This is a genomic window from Halobacillus sp. KGW1 (assembly GCF_001592845.1).
Lineage (GTDB): Bacteria > Bacillota > Bacilli > Bacillales > Halobacillaceae > Halobacillus.
Window position 1 is genome coordinate 732,422 of record NZ_LSOC01000002.1, and the last position, 17,145, is coordinate 749,566.

Below are 17,145 nucleotides of genomic sequence, written 5' to 3' on the forward strand. Positions count from 1 at the left end.
TCCATGACAGCCATTGACCCGTCCATCTATTTGAAAAATCAGCAGAAGCAGACGTCTGGCAGTAACATTCTCGGTAAGGATGATTTCCTCAAAATCTTGATGACGCAGATACAGAACCAAAATCCGCTTGACCCGATGGAGGATAAAGAGTTTATCGCGCAGATGACCCAGTTTTCCAGTTTGGAACAAATGACGAACATGTCGCAGTCTCTGCAGAGCTTCCTTGACGGACAACAGTCTCCCCCTCTCATTCAGTACAGTCATTTGATCGGTAAGGAAGTATCTTACGCGGTCACAAATCCGGAAACGGGAAGCGAGGAAGTCAAAGCAGGGCAGGTGGTATCGGTCAAACAGAAGGATGGAGATATCCTTCTTGAAATAGAAGACGGAGCCGCGGTTCCTGTCGGCAGCCTCACACAAATCAAAGACGTGAAGGTGGAGGAATGATATGGATCCGCGTATACAAGCTCTCCACCGACCGCTTACTATCCCTAAAAATGCTCCTGTTAAGAACGATTTTCCTTCTTTCAGGGATGTATTGGAGGAAGCGAAAGAGGTCAAGGTCAGTAAACATGCAAAGCGCAGGCTGGAGGAGCGGAATATTGACATCAGCGAAAACATGTGGGGAGAAATAGCCGGTAAAATGTCCGAAGCGAAACGTAAAGGCATTACCGATTCTCTCATCGTTACGGATGATGCGACATTAATCGTAAGCACGAAAAATAATACGGTAGTGACGGCACTTGATCGTGAAGAGTCCGCCTCGCAGATTTTTACAAATATCAACGGAACGATCTTTATAAGCAAATAAGGCCGGACCCGCAATCAGGGAAGCCTTTAACGCCGCGGAATGAACGAAGCGGCGTCATACAATTTAAAATCGAAAGGAATGGTTGGTATGTTACGTTCACTTTATGCAGGGGTTTCCGGAATGAAAGGGTTTCAAACGAAGTTGGATACGATCGGTAACAATATTGCAAACGTCAATACGACGGGATTCAAGAAAGGGAGGGTTTCCTTCCAGGATATGATGAGCCAGTCCGTTAAACCAGCAGAAGGGCCGAATCCTGATACGGGTCGTGGTGGTTTGAACCCTTCTCAAGTGGGCCTGGGATCAAAAATTGGCTCCATCGATACGATTCATACACAGGGGAACAATCAAACGACAAACCGCGCTCTTGATGTAGCTTTGGAAGGAGACGGGATGTTCGTTTTAGCGGAGGGTGGCGTCACTTACGATGCAAACGATAATCCAACTAACTTTACTTTGGGTAATTCGTCCCTGAGCTTTACGAGAGCAGGTAATTTTTACCTTGATAATAGTGGGGCTATCGTAAATAACAGCGGTAAATATGTAATGGGAGAGGAAGGCATTATTACCATTCCTGAAAATGCTCTAAGTTTCAGCATTCTATCTGATGGTACCGTGTCATATGTAAACGAAAATCAAGAAGTACAAGTGGCAGATAGAATTGCTCTGGCCAGTTTTTCCAATCCTGGTGGATTAGAGAAAATAGGGGGGAATGAATACCGTATGACAGATAATGCCGGGTTCATTAGTTCTCAAGGCGATGATGGTCAATTGAACGAACTGGAAGATCTATCTATATCTGGCCAAAACGGAACGGGACAGATGGTTTCCGGTTCTCTTGAAATGTCGAACGTCGACCTCGCCGATGAATTTACGGAAATGATCACAGCCCAGCGCGGGTTCCAGGCGAATACAAAGATTATCACGACATCGGATGAAATCCTCCAAGAGCTCGTCAACTTGAAACGATAAGCCGAAGGGAGGGGGAGGGCATAACCGCCCTCCTGTGAATCTATGATACCTTTAACGAAATTGAACGGGGACCCGTTTACGATTAATGCTCTGTATATTGAGCAGATTCAGTCCCATCCGGATACGACGATCACGACCGTTTCCGGCCGGACGATTCTTGTGAGAGAGTCCGAAGAGCAGGTCGCTCGGTTAGTAAAGAAATATTACCAGGGAATTGGTTTGCTGCGCGTCGTACAAAAGGGTGGTGAAGAGGAACGATGAAACTATTTAAAATCATGGTAATTTCATTCAGCAGCCTTTTAGTACTTGGAGTGATCGCCTTTGTTCTGGTGCTTAATATGGGTGATACAAAGAAAGCCAGTGGAGAACGCTCCATTGATGACATCGTAGATTCTTCCTATACAACAGAAGAGATCACTACAGACTTGGAGAGCGGAGACTATGTCCGCATCAGTTTTCGTATTGTCGCCGACAGCAAAGATACGGTGAAAGAGTTGGAGAAACGGGACTTTCAAGTACAGAATATTCTTTTGAAAGAGCTTGCTGTAATGGATGCGGAGTCCTTCCAGTCCGGTCTTTCGGATCTTGAAGCCACGCTTAAACTTAAGCTGAATGAATTTATGGATGAAGGCTCTGTCACAGATGTTTATACAGTCACCAAAGTGCTGCAGTAAATGCAATAGGAAAGGGGGGTGAGGTATTGGCTGAAGAAGTTCTTTCGCAGAACGAGATCGATTCCTTACTTTCTGCCCTCTCTACAGGAGAAATGGATGCAGAGAAATTAAAACAGGAAGAACAGGAGAAGAAGGTAAGAGTCTATGATTTTAAGCGGGCTCTCCGTTTTTCGAAGGATCAGATCAGAAGTTTATCGAGGATCCATGAAAACTTTTCCAGACTATTAACGACGTACTTCTCCGCGCAGCTGCGTACGTATGTCGATATTGAGGTCGCATCCGTAGATCAGCTTCCCTATGAGGAGTTTATCCGCTCGATTCCGACGATGACGATTTTGAACGTTTTCCATGTTCCTCCTTTAGAAGGAAGGATACTTATGGAGGCAAATCCGAACGTCGCTTATGCCATGATGGACAGAGTGCTCGGTGGAAAGGGAAGCAGCGTGAACAAAGTGGACAATTTGACGGAAATTGAGACGACGATCATGTCCCACCTCTTTGAACATGCGCTGGAAAATTATCAGGAGGCATGGGGATCCATTGTTGATATGGAACCGGAACTGGAGGATTTTGAAGTCAACCCTCAGTTCCTTCAACTCGTATCACCGAATGAAACTGTCGTGGTCGTTTCGTTGGAAACGACTGTAGGTTCTACGAGCGGAATGATTAACATCTGCATTCCTCATGTCGTATTAGAACCGATTATTCCGAAGCTGTCGGTACATTACTGGATGCAGAAGGAACAGCCGAAGGAACGCGATCCGGTTGAACAGGAAGCACTCACTCAAACCATTCGCGGTACCGAGCTTGATATTCGAGCGGTATTAGGAGAGGCATCGATGTCGATCGAACAGTTTTTAGATCTGAAAGCAGAAGACGTCATCCGCCTGGATCAGCCGATAGGAAAGCCGCTTATGCTGCGGGTCGATGAAGAGGATAAGTTTTACATACAGCCGGGGAAATTAAACAATAAACTGGCCGTGCAAATTTTAGAAGAGTGTCAAGGAGGTGCCGGACATTATGACGGATGACATGTTATCACAGGACGAAATTGATGCACTATTGAACGGAGGCGGAGGAGATGACTCTTCTGCCGAACTCGATAAGGATAAGAAAGATACACCAGAAGCGGAACGTCTCTCTGTTTTGGAGGAGGATGCTTTAGGGGAAATCGGTAACATCTCTTTTGGCAGCTCCGCTACTGCCCTGTCTTCGCTCCTCAATCAGAAGGTGGAGATTACAACTCCGACGATATCCGTCGTAGACAGGGCTCACTTACCGGAAGAATTCCCGAAACCGCATGTCGCGGTAGGGGTGACGTACACGGATGGGTTCAGCGGCGAAAATGTGCTCGTGATCCAGACCGAAGACGCAGCGATTATCGCGGACCTCATGCTGGGGGGAGATGGAACCTCTCCCGATGCTCAGCTCAGTGATATTGCACTTAGTGCAGTACAAGAAGCGATGAATCAAATGATGGGCTCTGCCGCGACCAGTATGTCGACGATTTTTAATAAAAAGGTGGATATTTCTCCGCCTGCTATCGACGTTCTGGACTTGGAGGTGGATAAGGGTACCGAACGGATTCCAAACGAAGAAGTGCTTGTTAAAGTTTCCTTCCAGCTTAAAATTGGAACATTGATTGATTCCAGCATTATGCAGCTGATCCCTGTCCGTTTTGGGAAAGAGATGGTGGAAGAACTGCTGAACCCGGAAGCGAAAGAAGAACCTGAACAAGTTACGGAATCTCCGCGCGTGGAAGAATCAGCGCAAAAAGATCCGGAACCCCCGTCTGTGAAAGAAACTGCCGAGCAGGCGGCTCCGGAGCCGCAGTATGTAGGCGCGCCTTCAGGGTACGGCATGGAGAAGGCAGACATTCAGCATGCAAGTTTCCAGGAGTTTGACCAAAGCAGTGCCATGACGCCTGCGGCTCAAAACAATCTGGATATGTTGATGGATATACCGCTTAAGGTAACCGTAGAACTAGGGCGGACGAAGCGCACCGTGAAAGAGATACTGGATTTATCGGCAGGCTCCGTCGTTGAACTGGATAAGCTGGCTGGTGAACCTGTCGACATTCACGTCAATGACAAACTGATGGCAAAAGGCGAGGTTGTCGTCATCGATGAGAACTTTGGTGTGCGTGTCACCGATATTGTAAGCCCGAAAGAACGATTGACTAAACTACGTTAATGGATAAATAGGAGGAATAGATATGGGAGAACGAATACTAATTGTTGATGACGCGGCTTTTATGCGCATGATGGTAAAAGATATTTTGACGAAGAACGGATATGAAATCGCCGGGGAAGCGGAAGACGGCCAAAAAGCGGTCGACTTATATAAAGAAGAAAAGCCGGATCTTGTAACGATGGATATTACTATGCCTGAGATGGATGGAATCACAGCTTTAAAGGAAATTAAAAGTCATGATCCTCAGGCAAAGATCATTATGTGTTCCGCGATGGGACAGCAGGCAATGGTTGTGGATGCCATCCAGGCCGGTGCCAAAGATTTTATAGTAAAACCGTTCCAGGCGGATCGTGTCATCGAAGCGATTCAAAAAGCGTTAAGTTGAAGAAGGAATGCACATGCGCATTGCAGCCAGAGTCATCGTCATCCTAGTCATGTTCGGGAGCCTCTTGGGTAGCCATCCTTGGACGGCCCTCGCTCAGCCATCCGTCGTCGAATGCATGGATAATCCGGATCTTTCCGGATGTCCGGATGACGACGGAGGGGAGAATCAAACCGTTAACGGTTCGGAAACAGAGGCGCCGTCGGGAGGGTCGCTGGTGTGGAACGTCATCAAGCTTATCCTAGCCTTGGCCTTCGTTGTCGCTCTCATCTATGCATTACTGAAGTTTTTTAATAAAAAGAACAGGCTCTTCCAGCAGAATCGCACGATGGAGAACCTCGGTGGATTGAACCTCGGCCCGAACAAGTCCGTTCAGGCAGTTAGAATCGGCGGGCGCGTCTTCATTTTAGGCGTAGGTGATTCCGTGCAGGCAATTACGGAAATTACAGATGAAGAAACGATAGACGCATTGAAGAAACAAGATATGTCATCCGGCTTCACGGAGGTCATTAAGAAAAACCTCCATCAAGGAAGGTCGGAAAATAAATCAAGTGATTTCAAGCAGTTATTTGAGACCCAGTTAAAGGAAATGAAAGAGAAAAGGAAACGGCTGCTGGACAGGAAAGAAGGGGGCGGCGGGGATGAATGAATTTGTAGACATTTTTTCAAGCTCTGACCCCGGCAGTGTCGCTACTTCTGTAAAACTTCTGCTCTTGCTGACCGTTTTGTCACTTGCGCCGGGAATCTTGATCCTGATGACCAGTTTTACAAGAATTCTGATCGTATTGTCCTTTGTTCGGACATCCCTTGCCACCCAACAGATGCCGCCGAACCAGGTTCTTGTCGGTATTGCATTATTTCTAACGTTTTTCATTATGGCTCCTACTTTCCAGGAAGTGAATGAACAGGCGTTGACGCCGTTGTTTAATGAGGAAATTACGCTTGATGAGGCTTATGAAGAGGCCAGCGTGCCGATGAAGGAATTTATGGGAAAACATACGAGGCAGAAGGACCTTGCGCTATTCATGAACTATTCCGGCATGGAGGCACCGGAGACGATTCAGGATGTCCCATTAACGACGCTCGTTCCTGCCTTTGCCATCAGTGAATTAAAAACAGCCTTTCAAATGGGCTTTATGATATTCGTACCTTTCCTAGTCATCGACATGGCCGTGGCGAGCGTGCTTATGTCGATGGGTATGATGATGCTGCCGCCGGTTATGATTTCCCTTCCATTTAAAATCTTGCTGTTCGTCCTTGTAGACGGATGGTATCTGATAACGAAATCATTACTAGAAGGGTTTTAGGACAGGAGGTACAGGATGGATACTAATATGGTTATCTCATTTGCGAAAGAAGGCATTTATACGGTACTGCTCATTTCCGGACCGGTACTCATACTGGCTCTTGCTATTGGATTGGTAGTAAGCATCTTCCAAGCGACGACCCAGATCCAGGAACAGACGCTTGCCTTCATACCGAAAATTGTTGCTGTATTAATCGGATTGATTGTTTTCGGTCCCTGGATGTTGACGAACATGGTGGAGTTCACAGCAAATATATTCAACAACCTTAATGTGCTGGTCGGTTAACGGATGCTTGAATCTATTGCTCTTATGAACGTACCGGCGTTTCTACTGATATTGGTTCGGATCACGGCTTTTTTTGCCACCCTGCCGCTGTTTTCCTACCGTACGGTACCAACACAGCACAAGCTTGGCTTCAGTGTTTTCCTTGCAGCCATTCTTTATTTTACGATACCGCTTCCGGCAGTCTCTCTTGATGCAGAATACATACTCCTTCTATTGAAGGAAGCAGCGGTGGGGATTGCTGTCGGATTAATCGCCTATATCGTGTTGGCAGCTATACAAATCGCCGGTGGATTCATCGACTTCCAAATGGGTTTCGCTATTGCCAACGTCATCGATCCGCAGACAGGAGCCCAAAGCCCTCTTGTCGGTCAGTATATGTATATCGTTACGCTCATCCTCATTCTGGCTGTCGATGGTCACCATTTAATGATCGACGGAGTGTTCTACAGCTATGAGTGGATCGGGCTTGACCAGCTTTTGCCTTTAAGGGAAGACGGATGGATCGAATATGTCCTCAACGCTTTTAATCATATGTTCATCACGGCATTTCTTCTTGCTGTGCCGATCGTCGGGTGTCTGTTTTTCGTCGATATTGCGCTCGGCATTATTGCAAGGACGGTCCCGCAGCTAAACGTTTTCGTGGTCGGGCTTCCGCTGAAGATCTTTGCAGGTCTTGCCGTGCTGGTCATAGCCATGCCGTTTTATATTTTCTTAATCCATAAATTATTTGAAACGATGCTTGATACCATGCGCGGCTTGATGGTACTGTTCGGAGGCTGATCGATGGTTTATTTGCAATTGGATCTTCAATATTTTGCTGCTGATGAAAAAACAGAAAAAGCAACGCCGAAGAAACGTCAGGACACGAGGAAAAAAGGCCAGGTCCCGAAGAGTCAGGATGTCAATACGGGTTTTCTGCTGCTTTTGGTCTTCGGTGTTCTGTATTTAACTGGAGGATTCATGAAGGAGACGATGACCGGCATGTATGAACATGCTTTCACCGATTATCTCTATATGGATCTGACCGAAGAAAGGACGGCTTCTGTCTTCCTGGAAATGACGACAGAGGCAGCGAAGGTGGTCGCTCCGGTTATGGGAATTGCCATCCTTGCAGGGTTAGCATCCAATCTTCTGCAGGTAGGAGTGATGTTTACGAGTGAGCCGTTGAAGATGGACTTGAAACGCCTCGATCCGATTAAAGGTGCAAAACGGATTTTTTCAGCCAGAGCACTTGTGGAACTGCTGAAATCACTATTGAAAATCAGCGTCATCGGCATCATTTCGTTCTCTGTCATTTGGTATTACAAAGATGAAATGATGCTGATGTCTCAAAAGAATGTGGACGCGGCGCTGGCATTCTTCGGAACTACCACTGTCATCATGGGTCTTGTTTCCGCCCTGGCGCTGCTCCTATTGTCTGTTCTTGATTATACCTATCAGCGGTATGATCACGAAAAGAACATCCGGATGTCGAAGAAAGACGTCAAGGATGAGCATAAGAACATCGAGGGAGATCCGCAGATCAAGGCGAAAATCAAGGAGAAACAGCGTCAGATGGCTGCAAGCAGGATGATGAGTGAAGTGCCAAAGGCGGATGTCATTATTACCAACCCCACGCACTATGCCATCGCCATTAAATATGACGAAGCACAGTCCTCCGCACCAATCGTCATAGCCAAAGGGGTGGATGTCCTTGCTATGAAGATCAAGGAAGTGGCAAAAGCGAACGGGGTACCTGCCGTGGAGAACCGTCCGCTGGCACGTTCTCTCTATCAGCATGCAGAACTCGATCAACCCATTGATGAACAATTTTACAAGGCCGTTGCGGAAGTGTTGGCTTACGTTTATCAATTGGAGAAAAAAATGTAACAGAAAGGAGTGCCCCACATGTCAGCAAGAGATTTATCTGTACTCATCGGTGTGATTTTAATTATTATCATGCTCGTCATACCACTTCCGGGGTGGCTTCTCAGTTTCTTCATTCTTATCAATATCACGTTAGCTCTCATCGTCATCCTTGTATCTATGAACATGGAAGAGGCATTACAGTTCGCCGTGTTCCCCACTTTGTTACTCTTACTAACATTGTTCCGCTTGGGGTTGAACGTTTCCACTACCCGTTCCATTTTGTCAGAGGCGGATGCAGGCGGTGTCGTGGCGACCTTCGGGACGTTTGTAATCGGTGGAAACCCGCTTGTCGGATTCGTCGTCTTCATCATCCTGATTATCATCCAGTTCCTTGTCATCACAAAAGGGGCAGAACGGGTGTCCGAAGTGGCTGCCCGGTTCACATTGGATGCCATGCCGGGAAAACAAATGAGCATTGATGCTGATTTAAATGCCGGTATGATCAACGAACATCAGGCGAAAGACCGCCGTGAAAAGATTGAACAGGAAGCGGATTTTTACGGAGCGATGGACGGTGCGAGTAAATTTGTCAAAGGAGACGCTATTGCCGGAATCATTATCGTTCTGATTAATATCATCTTTGGACTGATCATCGGGATGGTCCAGATGGGCATGTCATTTAATGAAGCGATTGATACGTATATGCGTCTGACGGTGGGAGACGGGCTTGTCAGTCAGATTCCTGCTTTGCTTATCTCCACAGCTACCGGGATTGTAGTTACGAGGGTTGCGTCTAAAGGCAATTTGAGCACGGATGTAACGAGCCAGCTGCTTCGCTATCCGAAGCTGCTCTATATTGCGGCCATCACTATATTTCTGCTCGGCCTCACCCCGATTAACTTCTTTCTTACGACCTTGATTTCTTCCGTTCTCGCCTTCGGGGCTTTTTGGCTGTCGAGAGAAGACAAAGCTCCTTTAATTGAAGAACCGGAAGAATTGGATGAGGCAGACGGCAATCAAATGAAGTCGCCTGAAAATGTCGTCCAGTTAATCAGTATGGATCCGATAGAATTCGAATTTGGATATGCGCTTATTCCCATTGCGGATACAAGCCAGGGGGGAGACCTGCTCGACCGGATTGTTATGATCCGCCGGCAGCTGGCGATCGAACTTGGTATTGTGATCCCGGTGGTTCGGATCAGGGATAATATTCAGCTGGGCCCGAATGAATACCGGCTGAAGATTAAAGGGAATCAAGTAGCCGAAGGGGAACTGCTGCTCGATCACTTTCTTGCTATGAGTCCGGAAGGGGATGACGGAATAGAAGGCATTGATACAAACGAGCCGGCATTCGGTCTTCCTGCTAAATGGATAACGGAAGAACAAAAGGATGAGGCGGAGTTGTCTGGGTACACGGTCGTCGACCCTCCTTCCGTCGTCTCCACTCATATTACAGAGGTCATTAAACAACAGGCCCATAACCTTCTCGGTCGTCAGGAAACGCAGCAGCTCATCGATCACCTGAAAGATTCCTATCCAATCCTTGTCAATGAAGTGACTCCTGAACCTTTGAGCGTCGGGGATATACAGAAGGTCTTATCCAAGCTGCTCCGTGAAAACGTCTCTGTCAAGAATCTGCCGATTATTTTTGAAACCCTTGCTGATTTCGGCAAAATGACGAGTGATACGGATCTCCTGGCCGAGTATGCAAGACAGGCGCTCTCCGCTCAGATTACCGGCCAGTACCGGTCGGCGGATAACCAGGTAAAGGTGATCACCGTTTCCGGTAAAGTGGAGAAAATGATAGCAGAAAGCATCCAACAAACGGAGCATGGCAGCTATCTTGCCCTTGATCCAGACAGCCAGCAAGCAATCATTCAATCCATAGCAGAACAGGTGGAGCAGATGTCCTTACAGGAAGAAACGGCCATTATTCTTTGTTCTCCTGCTGTTCGGATGTATGTGAAGCAGCTTTTGGATCGCTTCCTTCCACAAGTAGTCGTCCTCTCTTATAACGAGCTGGAACCAAGTGCCGAGGTACAAAGCATAGGGGTGGTGAATGTGGCATGAAAATAAGAAAAATCCAGGCGCCAACGATGCCAGAAGCGATGAAGAAGGTGCGAAAGGAGCTTGGAGCGGATGCCGTCATTTTGAATTCTAAAAACATAAAGACTGGCGGATTCCTCGGTTTTTTCAAGCGTGAGCAGACGGAGGTTATTGCGGCAATCGATCCGGAAGACCAAAAAAAACAGGGCAGTGAACTAGAGGTAAACATGCCGCCATCCAAGGATGAAGAGGCAATCGTGAAAGAAATCCGGCAGATGAAAGAACTGCTGTTAAAGAAGGATTCACACTATCCACCTCTCTATCAACACGCCTATGAATATTTAATTTCTAAAGAAGTGGAGACAGATCTTGCCGGCTACTTCGTTGATGCACTGCTGGAAAAATACGAGCAGACAGAAGATACGGAGGTGTTAAAGCAACGACTGACAAATGAAATATACGACCATTTGAAGGGGTTGAGTTTCGGAAAGTCGACGTTTTCTAAACCTTTTGTACATCTGGTCGGTCCCACGGGAGTCGGGAAGACGACCACCCTTGCAAAACTGGCAGCCGACGCTATACTTCACCGGCAGCAGAAGGTTGGATTCATTACGACGGACACCTACCGAATCGCTGCTGTAGACCAGCTTAAGACGTATGCCACCATTCTCAATGTTCCTCTGGAAGTAGCCTATAATGCGGATGATTTCAAGGCAGCAAGAGAAAAGTTCGCAGATTATGATCTTGTCTTCGTAGATACCGCAGGGCGGAATTTCCGTGATGCTGCTTATGTAGAGGAATTGAAAGATTTAATTGATTTCGACAACGATTCGGAGAATTTTCTCGTGTTGAGTCTTACGAGCAAGCTAGTTGACATGAAGGCGGTTTACAAAGAATTCAAAGATCTTCCTGTCGATCAGTTGATATTTACGAAGATGGATGAAACAGTCCATATCGGAAGTGCTGTCAATATGGCTTCATCCACAGGAAAGGGAATTGCGTACTTCACCAATGGTCAGGATGTGCCTGATGATAGAAAAGAAGCATCGCCTATGTACCTTGCCAGGTTGCTGATGGAGGGATTCGCTCATGAATGACCAGGCACAGCAGCTCCGTCAGAGGATGGAAAACGATACCGTTCCTACGGCGAGGACGATTGCAGTCATAAGTGGAAAAGGCGGAGTAGGAAAAACCAACATATCTGTTAACTTCGCATTGACACTTCAGAAAAAAGGAAGACGGGTGCTGCTGATCGATCTGGATATCGGAATGGGAAACGTTGATATTTTATTAGGAGTGACTCCGGCTTATTCTTTTCCTGACTTATTCCGCAGGGGATTATCCGTCAGAGACATCATAGAGGAAGGTCCTGCCGGGCTTGGCTATATTTCCGGTGGATCAGGGTTGTCGGACATTTTTCATATGGATGAGGGGGACTTTGGTTTCTTTCAAGATCAGTTCCGGCAGCTATTGGAAGTCTATGAGTATATTATTCTTGATATGGGGGCGGGAGCTACTGAAGAAAGCCTTGCTTTCATACGCTCGGCCGATGAAGCGGTGCTGGTTACGACGCCTGAGCCGACGGCAATGACGGATGGATATGCCATGATCAAGCATGTAGTCCAAAGGGCGCCGGATCTGCCAATTTCCGTTTTAGTAAACAGGGTTCTGGATGCCCGTGAAGGGCGTGAAACCATGGACAAGCTCAAAACAGTAGCTATGCGCTTTCTTAAAAAGGAGTTGAACGAAACAGGCCTCCTTCCTGATGACAGCGCCGTTCTTAGAGCGGTAAGGCGACAAAGGCCCTTTGTGCTTGATTCTCAAGGGAGCAAGGCAGGAACGATGATGAAGCATATCGTCGGAAATTATTTAAACGAAAAGCAGCCGGAGCGGACCGGTAAATTTCTTTATAAGCTGAAGAATCTGATGTTTGCAAGGGGGAAGCGATGAACAAGATTCGGGTTCTTATCATAGACGATTCGGCTTTCATGCGCCGGATCTTAACGGATATTTTGGAAAGGGATGCCAGAATAGAAGTGGTGGCTGCTGCAAGAAACGGTCGGGATGGGCTTGAGAAAATGGAGGCCCTTGAACCGGACGTGATTACATTGGATGTAGAAATGCCGGTGATGGACGGCTTGACCACCCTTAAAATCATTATGCAGAAGCGTCCGACGCCTGTCGTTATGGTGTCAAGTCTAACCAAGGAAGGCGCAGACAGCACCATTAAAGCCCTGAGCTTAGGTGCGGTGGATGTCATTCAAAAGCCGTCCGGATCCATTTCCCTTGATATGGAAACGGTCCAGTACCAGGTGATAAGGAAAGTGATAGCTGCGGGAGGAGCCAATGTTACTGCTCTTCCAACTTCCACTAAGCAGGAAAAGCAAAGGACCCACCCACGGTTAAGGGCGGAAAACAGAAGGAACTTAATTGCCATCGGAACATCGACCGGCGGCCCCAGAGCCCTGCAAGAGGTTCTTACCTCGTTGCCACGGGAGCTTCCTGTTCCCGTCTTAATCGTCCAACATATGCCGAAAGGATTTACGAAATCTCTCTCTGAGCGTCTCAACAGACTGGCAGAGATAACGATCAAAGAAGCGGAAGACGGCGAACGTTTGGAACGGGGGACGGCGTATATCGCTCCTGGAGATTTTCATTTGACCGTCCGTGAACGGGGCGGTGAATGGTACACGGTGCTGGACCAGACGCCTGCTCTGTCCGGGCATCGCCCTTCGGTCAACCGGCTGTTTTCTTCCTTGTCAGACTTGGCGGGTGTTACTCCATCCGTAGTCGTCATGACGGGGATGGGAGCAGACGGTTCGGAAGGTTTGCATAAATTGAAACAGAAAATCCGGCACACCTACAGCATCACACAGTCCGAAGGGACGTGTGTCGTATACGGGATGCCTAAAGCAGCAGTGAAGTCGGGGTTGTCGGATGAAGTAGCCGATTTAGAGGATATCAGTAAGGCTTTAATCCTGTCACTCCAAAACGGAAGGGAGTAAACGCAATGGAAATGAATCAGTATTTAGAAGTATTTCTCGATGAAAGCAGAGAGCATTTGCAAGCGATTAATGACCACCTGCTCGTACTAGAAAAGAATCCCGAGGATTTAAGCATTGTTAATGAAATTTTCCGTTCCGCTCATACGTTGAAAGGAATGTCTGCCACGATGGGGTATCAGGATCTCTCTGATCTGACACATAAAATGGAAAACGTCCTGGACGCCGTTCGCAACGGGAACATTATCGTTGATGGTCCGGTCCTTGATGTCGTCTTCGATTCCGTTGATGATTTAGAAGCGATGGTCGTGGATATAGCCAATGGAGGAAATGGAGAGAGGGATGTGCAGAAAGTCGTTCGCATGCTTCAATCCATAGAGGAAGGCACTGCGGCTGGTCAGTTGGATGAAGCGGCTGCGACAACAGCCGATCCCCTGCCCGAGCAGGGTCTTCCAAAGGTTGATGAATATACCTCCGCCGTCCTTCGCCAAGCGGAGGAGCAGGGACATATTAATTATGAGGTTCGGGTTCGTTTAAGGGAGGACTGCCTGCTCAAGTCGGTCCGCGTGTTCATGATATTTGAAGTTCTCGAACAAATAGGGGAAGTGCTGCAAACGAATCCTTCTGCAGAAGATTTGGAGAATGAAGCCTTCGAAGAACAGTTCACCGTCTTGCTGACGACAACAGAACCGGCGGAGGAAGTAAAGGAGAAAATTCTTCAGGTTTCGGAAGTGGAGCAAGTGGACGTTTCTCCTTATGAGCTTCCTGAACAAAAAAAGGCGCAGGAGATAAAAGAAGTACGAAAAGAAGAGACGAAGGAAGAGTTAGAATCAGAGAAGAAGCAGATTGGAAATAAAACGATACGAATCAATATCGACCGATTGGATGCATTAATGAATTTGTTTGAAGAACTTGTCATCGATCGTGGGCGGCTGGAACAAATTTCTAATGAAATGAAGCATGACGAGCTTCAGGAAACGGTAGAGCGGATGGTCCGGATCTCCGGTGATCTGCAGAGCATCATTTTAAATATGCGTATGGTGCCTGTTGAACAGGTGTTTAATCGCTTTCCAAGAATGGTTCGTCAACTTTCAAGGGATCTCCATAAAGAGATCCATCTCTCCATACTTGGAGCAGAAACGGAGCTGGATCGAACCGTCATTGACGAAATCGGTGATCCGCTTGTCCACCTTATTCGTAATGCGCTTGATCATGGGATTGAAAGTCCGGAAATCCGCACAGCGCAAGGGAAGCCCCCGGCAGGAAGTTTGGAGCTCAAGGCTTACCACAGCGGAAACCATGTGTTCATCGAAATTACGGATGACGGTGCCGGAATAAATAGGGATAAGGTAATTGAAAAAGCTGTTGGTAACCGGATAATCACACGGGAACAAGCGGAAACCATGACGGATTCGGAAGTGTTCGAGTTGATCATGGCAAGCGGCTTCTCCACTGCTGATACTATTTCTGATGTTTCCGGCAGAGGAGTCGGCCTTGATGTCGTAAAGAATACGATTGAATCTCTGGGGGGAGCCATCACGATTGAGAGTGTCTCCGGAGAAGGGAGCAGATTCTCTATTCAGCTTCCTCTGACACTTTCCATTATTTCCGTCATGCTTGTGGAAGTCCAGGAAGAGAAGTACGCAATTCCGCTTTCTTCTATAATAGAAACCGCGATTGTCAAGAAGGAAGACATCCTCCATGCTCACAATAAGAAGGTCATCGACTTCCGCGGGCGGGTCGTTCCACTTGTTTTCTTAAAAGACATCCTTCATGTACCGGAATCGCTGGAAGAAAAGGAGCATTATTCCGTTGTTATCGTTCGAAAAGGAGAAAAAATGGCAGCTCTCGTTGTCAATACGTTCATTGGACAGCAGGAAGTCGTGCTGAAATCACTCGGAGAGTACCTCTCCGGTGTATTCGCCATCTCGGGGGCTACAATACTTGGGGATGGACAGGTAGCGCTCATTCTGGACAGCAATGCACTAATTAAATAGGAGGGATAGAAATGACGGAACAAAGCCGATCCATTAGGAAAGTCATCGTCTTTCAAATCAATAATGAAGAATATACGGTCCCGGTTGATCAAGTAGGTTCTATAGAAAGAATGATGCCGATCACCCGTGTTCCGGGGACAAGTGCATTTGTTAAAGGTGTCTTAAATCTGAGAGGAGTAGTCACTCCTGTCATTGACCTTAGAGAACGATTCGGCCTGCCGTTCAAAGAAGCTGATGAGAGAACGAGGATTATCACGGTAACGGTGGGAGAGCTGAATGTCGGGTTGATTGTGGATGCAGCGAATGATGTGCTTGACCTGGACGAAACGGAAGTCGAACCACCGCCTGAGATTGTCGGTACCGTAGAGGCGGAATATATACAGGGTGTTGCTAAACAGGAACACAGGCTTCTCATTTTGTTGAATTTGGAGAAAATCCTCTCAGAAGAAGAAGCGAAGAGCTTACAAAAGGCTGGAAATTAATGGAGGATAGCTTCAGCTATACTAAGGCACACATAGACGTGTGGAGGGAGATAGGGACGATCGGCGCCGGACATGCTGCGACGGCCCTTTCCCGTCTTCTGGGCAGAGGCTTTGACATGCATGTTCCCGATGTCCATGCTGCTGGTTTCGATGAGGTGCTGAAACTTGCTGGAGGGAGCGAAGAAGAAGTGGTAGGAGTCTGCCTGCAAATCCACGGCGACGCCTCTGGATATATGTTCTTTCTTTTCTCTCCTAAACAAGCCGCCATGTTCGCAGACCACTTGACTTTTGCGGCCGGGCAGTCATATAGGAACGATCCGACGCTGGCTGTATCTGCCGTCAAAGAACTTGGGAACATTTTGTCCGGCTCGTATTTAGCAGCATTGAACCAAATGACAGCACTCACGATGTACCCGTCCATTCCTTCTTTATCCAAGGATATGGCAGGTGCCGTCCTCAGTGAAGGGCTGGTTCGAATTGCCGTTGACAGGGACACTGCTCTGGTTATAGAGACGGTTCTGGTGGACCGCGAGAAAGCGGAATCGATGAAAGGGCACATTTTCTTCTTTCCGGATCCTGTATCCTATGACCGTATTTTTAAGTCGTTGGGAATTCAAGCGGATGGGTGAGATAGGGATGCTCATACGTGTAGGGATAGGGGAGATGGCTGGTGTGAAAGCTCCGGACACGATTCGTACGTCGGGACTTGGTTCTTGTGTCGGAATCGTCCTTTACGAAGAGAGGTCAAAGTTCGCGGCCATGGGTCATATCATGCTGCCGGATTCGACGGTTTCAAGGAATGCGCGGAACCGGGCCAAGTATGCAGATACAGCTGTAGAAGATCTCTGCCGACTAATAAAAGAGCAGCGTGTTCCCCTACATAAGGTTAAAGCGAAAATTGCCGGTGGGTCACAAATGTTTCAGTTCGGGGAGGCAAATGACACGATGCGGATTGGGCCGAGGAACGTCAAAGCGGTACGTCAGTGTCTCGCAAAGGTTCATATTCCGATTGTCGCAGCAGACGTTGGGGGATCAAAAGGAAGAACAATTGAATTCGATCCTTTCACCAATGCCCTTAAGATACGAACGGTCGGGGCGGGGGAACGGATTATATAATGGGACAACGATCCAATAAACAAGCGGGGA

General features: G+C 47.5%; 21 protein-coding genes. All 21 read left to right on the forward strand.

Features of this window, described 5'->3' with window-relative positions; all coding sequences use genetic code 11:
• Positions 1-3 precede the first annotated feature (3 nt).
• The 21 genes from flgD to AXG56_RS04520 all read left to right on the forward strand — a co-directional run bounded on the left by flgD (position 4) and on the right by AXG56_RS04520 (position 17,115).
• Positions 4-447, forward strand: a complete 444-nt coding sequence (gene flgD / locus AXG56_RS04420; RefSeq protein ID WP_062513390.1) for a flagellar hook assembly protein FlgD — start codon at positions 4-6, stop codon at positions 445-447.
• Between the two features lies 1 nt (position 448).
• Positions 449-811: a TIGR02530 family flagellar biosynthesis protein gene (locus AXG56_RS04425; protein ID WP_008639543.1), complete on the forward strand. Its 363-nt coding sequence runs from the start codon at positions 449-451 to the stop codon at positions 809-811.
• Positions 812-898: 87 nt separating this feature from the next.
• On the forward strand, positions 899-1,783 hold the full coding sequence (gene flgG / locus AXG56_RS04430; RefSeq protein WP_062513392.1) for a flagellar basal body rod protein FlgG: 885 nt from the start codon (positions 899-901) through the stop codon (positions 1,781-1,783).
• Between the two features lie 42 nt (positions 1,784-1,825).
• Positions 1,826-2,044 carry a flagellar FlbD family protein gene (locus tag AXG56_RS04435; protein ID WP_008639549.1) on the forward strand — a complete coding sequence of 73 codons (219 nt, stop codon included), beginning with the start codon at positions 1,826-1,828 and terminating at the stop codon, positions 2,042-2,044.
• Positions 2,041-2,457 carry a flagellar basal body-associated protein FliL gene (fliL, locus tag AXG56_RS04440; protein ID WP_008639551.1) on the forward strand — a complete coding sequence of 139 codons (417 nt, stop codon included), beginning with the start codon at positions 2,041-2,043 and terminating at the stop codon, positions 2,455-2,457. The genes AXG56_RS04435 and fliL overlap by 4 nt, the downstream gene beginning before the upstream one ends.
• Positions 2,458-2,483: 26 nt before the next feature.
• Complete coding sequence (gene fliM / locus AXG56_RS04445) at positions 2,484-3,488, forward strand: flagellar motor switch protein FliM (protein ID WP_008639553.1); 1,005 nt, start codon at positions 2,484-2,486, stop codon at positions 3,486-3,488.
• Positions 3,478-4,650, forward strand: coding sequence for a flagellar motor switch phosphatase FliY (fliY, locus tag AXG56_RS04450; RefSeq protein WP_062513394.1), 1,173 nt, complete (start codon positions 3,478-3,480; stop codon positions 4,648-4,650). The genes fliM and fliY overlap by 11 nt, the downstream gene beginning before the upstream one ends.
• Before the next feature lie 22 nt (positions 4,651-4,672).
• Positions 4,673-5,035, forward strand: coding sequence for a response regulator (locus AXG56_RS04455; RefSeq protein ID WP_008639557.1), 363 nt, complete (start codon positions 4,673-4,675; stop codon positions 5,033-5,035).
• A gap of 13 nt (positions 5,036-5,048) precedes the next feature.
• Positions 5,049-5,681: a flagellar biosynthetic protein FliO gene (locus tag AXG56_RS04460; RefSeq protein WP_008639559.1), complete on the forward strand. Its 633-nt coding sequence runs from the start codon at positions 5,049-5,051 to the stop codon at positions 5,679-5,681.
• Positions 5,674-6,339 (forward strand): flagellar type III secretion system pore protein FliP, encoded by a 666-nt coding sequence (gene fliP, locus AXG56_RS04465; RefSeq protein ID WP_008639561.1) that lies wholly within the window; start codon positions 5,674-5,676, stop codon positions 6,337-6,339. Before AXG56_RS04460 ends, fliP begins: the two co-directional genes overlap by 8 nt.
• A gap of 15 nt (positions 6,340-6,354) precedes the next feature.
• Positions 6,355-6,624 (forward strand): flagellar biosynthesis protein FliQ, encoded by a 270-nt coding sequence (gene fliQ, locus AXG56_RS04470; protein WP_008639564.1) that lies wholly within the window; start codon positions 6,355-6,357, stop codon positions 6,622-6,624.
• A 3-nt stretch (positions 6,625-6,627) separates the two neighbouring features.
• Entirely contained in the window at positions 6,628-7,404 is a 777-nt protein-coding gene (gene fliR / locus AXG56_RS04475) for a flagellar biosynthetic protein FliR (RefSeq protein WP_062513396.1), read from the forward strand.
• A 3-nt stretch (positions 7,405-7,407) separates the two neighbouring features.
• Positions 7,408-8,493 (forward strand): flagellar biosynthesis protein FlhB, encoded by a 1,086-nt coding sequence (gene flhB / locus AXG56_RS04480; protein WP_062513399.1) that lies wholly within the window; start codon positions 7,408-7,410, stop codon positions 8,491-8,493.
• 18 nt (positions 8,494-8,511) lie between these two features.
• A complete protein-coding gene (flhA, locus tag AXG56_RS04485; protein WP_062513401.1) occupies positions 8,512-10,542 on the forward strand; it encodes a flagellar biosynthesis protein FlhA in 2,031 nt (676 codons plus the stop codon).
• Complete coding sequence (gene flhF, locus AXG56_RS04490) at positions 10,539-11,615, forward strand: flagellar biosynthesis protein FlhF (protein ID WP_026577460.1); 1,077 nt, start codon at positions 10,539-10,541, stop codon at positions 11,613-11,615. Before flhA ends, flhF begins: the two co-directional genes overlap by 4 nt.
• Positions 11,608-12,468 carry a MinD/ParA family protein gene (locus AXG56_RS04495; RefSeq protein WP_008639580.1) on the forward strand — a complete coding sequence of 287 codons (861 nt, stop codon included), beginning with the start codon at positions 11,608-11,610 and terminating at the stop codon, positions 12,466-12,468. Before flhF ends, AXG56_RS04495 begins: the two co-directional genes overlap by 8 nt.
• Positions 12,465-13,523 carry a chemotaxis response regulator protein-glutamate methylesterase gene (locus AXG56_RS04500; protein WP_062513403.1) on the forward strand — a complete coding sequence of 353 codons (1,059 nt, stop codon included), beginning with the start codon at positions 12,465-12,467 and terminating at the stop codon, positions 13,521-13,523. The genes AXG56_RS04495 and AXG56_RS04500 overlap by 4 nt, the downstream gene beginning before the upstream one ends.
• Before the next feature lie 5 nt (positions 13,524-13,528).
• Positions 13,529-15,517 (forward strand): chemotaxis protein CheA, encoded by a 1,989-nt coding sequence (locus AXG56_RS04505; RefSeq protein WP_062513405.1) that lies wholly within the window; start codon positions 13,529-13,531, stop codon positions 15,515-15,517.
• 11 nt (positions 15,518-15,528) lie between these two features.
• Complete coding sequence (locus AXG56_RS04510; RefSeq protein ID WP_062513407.1) at positions 15,529-15,999, forward strand: chemotaxis protein CheW; 471 nt, start codon at positions 15,529-15,531, stop codon at positions 15,997-15,999.
• Positions 15,999-16,628: a chemotaxis protein CheC gene (locus AXG56_RS04515; protein WP_008639586.1), complete on the forward strand. Its 630-nt coding sequence runs from the start codon at positions 15,999-16,001 to the stop codon at positions 16,626-16,628. Before AXG56_RS04510 ends, AXG56_RS04515 begins: the two co-directional genes overlap by 1 nt.
• Complete coding sequence (locus AXG56_RS04520; RefSeq protein ID WP_062513409.1) at positions 16,621-17,115, forward strand: chemotaxis protein CheD; 495 nt, start codon at positions 16,621-16,623, stop codon at positions 17,113-17,115. The genes AXG56_RS04515 and AXG56_RS04520 overlap by 8 nt, the downstream gene beginning before the upstream one ends.
• Positions 17,116-17,145 lie beyond the last annotated feature (30 nt).

Excerpts from the sequence above, each read along its gene's own strand:
- flhB (WP_062513399.1), top strand. The coding sequence starts at position 7,408 with ATGGTTTATTTGCAATTGGATCTTCAATATTTTGCTGCTGATGAAAAA.
- fliP (WP_008639561.1), top strand. The coding sequence starts at position 5,674 with ATGAATGAATTTGTAGACATTTTTTCAAGCTCTGACCCCGGCAGTGTC.
- flhA (WP_062513401.1), top strand. The coding sequence starts at position 8,512 with ATGTCAGCAAGAGATTTATCTGTACTCATCGGTGTGATTTTAATTATT.
- flhF (WP_026577460.1), top strand. The coding sequence starts at position 10,539 with ATGAAAATAAGAAAAATCCAGGCGCCAACGATGCCAGAAGCGATGAAG.
- AXG56_RS04515 (WP_008639586.1), top strand. The coding sequence starts at position 15,999 with ATGGAGGATAGCTTCAGCTATACTAAGGCACACATAGACGTGTGGAGG.
- AXG56_RS04520 (WP_062513409.1), top strand. The coding sequence starts at position 16,621 with ATGGGTGAGATAGGGATGCTCATACGTGTAGGGATAGGGGAGATGGCT.
- AXG56_RS04495 (WP_008639580.1), top strand. The coding sequence starts at position 11,608 with ATGAATGACCAGGCACAGCAGCTCCGTCAGAGGATGGAAAACGATACC.
- AXG56_RS04455 (WP_008639557.1), top strand. The coding sequence starts at position 4,673 with ATGGGAGAACGAATACTAATTGTTGATGACGCGGCTTTTATGCGCATG.
- fliQ (WP_008639564.1), top strand. The coding sequence starts at position 6,355 with ATGGATACTAATATGGTTATCTCATTTGCGAAAGAAGGCATTTATACG.
- AXG56_RS04505 (WP_062513405.1), top strand. The coding sequence starts at position 13,529 with ATGGAAATGAATCAGTATTTAGAAGTATTTCTCGATGAAAGCAGAGAG.
- AXG56_RS04460 (WP_008639559.1), top strand. The coding sequence starts at position 5,049 with ATGCGCATTGCAGCCAGAGTCATCGTCATCCTAGTCATGTTCGGGAGC.
- fliY (WP_062513394.1), top strand. The coding sequence starts at position 3,478 with ATGACGGATGACATGTTATCACAGGACGAAATTGATGCACTATTGAAC.
- AXG56_RS04425 (WP_008639543.1), top strand. The coding sequence starts at position 449 with ATGGATCCGCGTATACAAGCTCTCCACCGACCGCTTACTATCCCTAAA.
- fliR (WP_062513396.1), top strand. The coding sequence starts at position 6,628 with ATGCTTGAATCTATTGCTCTTATGAACGTACCGGCGTTTCTACTGATA.
- AXG56_RS04510 (WP_062513407.1), top strand. The coding sequence starts at position 15,529 with ATGACGGAACAAAGCCGATCCATTAGGAAAGTCATCGTCTTTCAAATC.
- AXG56_RS04435 (WP_008639549.1), top strand. The coding sequence starts at position 1,826 with ATGATACCTTTAACGAAATTGAACGGGGACCCGTTTACGATTAATGCT.
- AXG56_RS04500 (WP_062513403.1), top strand. The coding sequence starts at position 12,465 with ATGAACAAGATTCGGGTTCTTATCATAGACGATTCGGCTTTCATGCGC.
- flgD (WP_062513390.1), top strand. The coding sequence starts at position 4 with ATGACAGCCATTGACCCGTCCATCTATTTGAAAAATCAGCAGAAGCAG.
- fliL (WP_008639551.1), top strand. The coding sequence starts at position 2,041 with ATGAAACTATTTAAAATCATGGTAATTTCATTCAGCAGCCTTTTAGTA.
- flgG (WP_062513392.1), top strand. The coding sequence starts at position 899 with ATGTTACGTTCACTTTATGCAGGGGTTTCCGGAATGAAAGGGTTTCAA.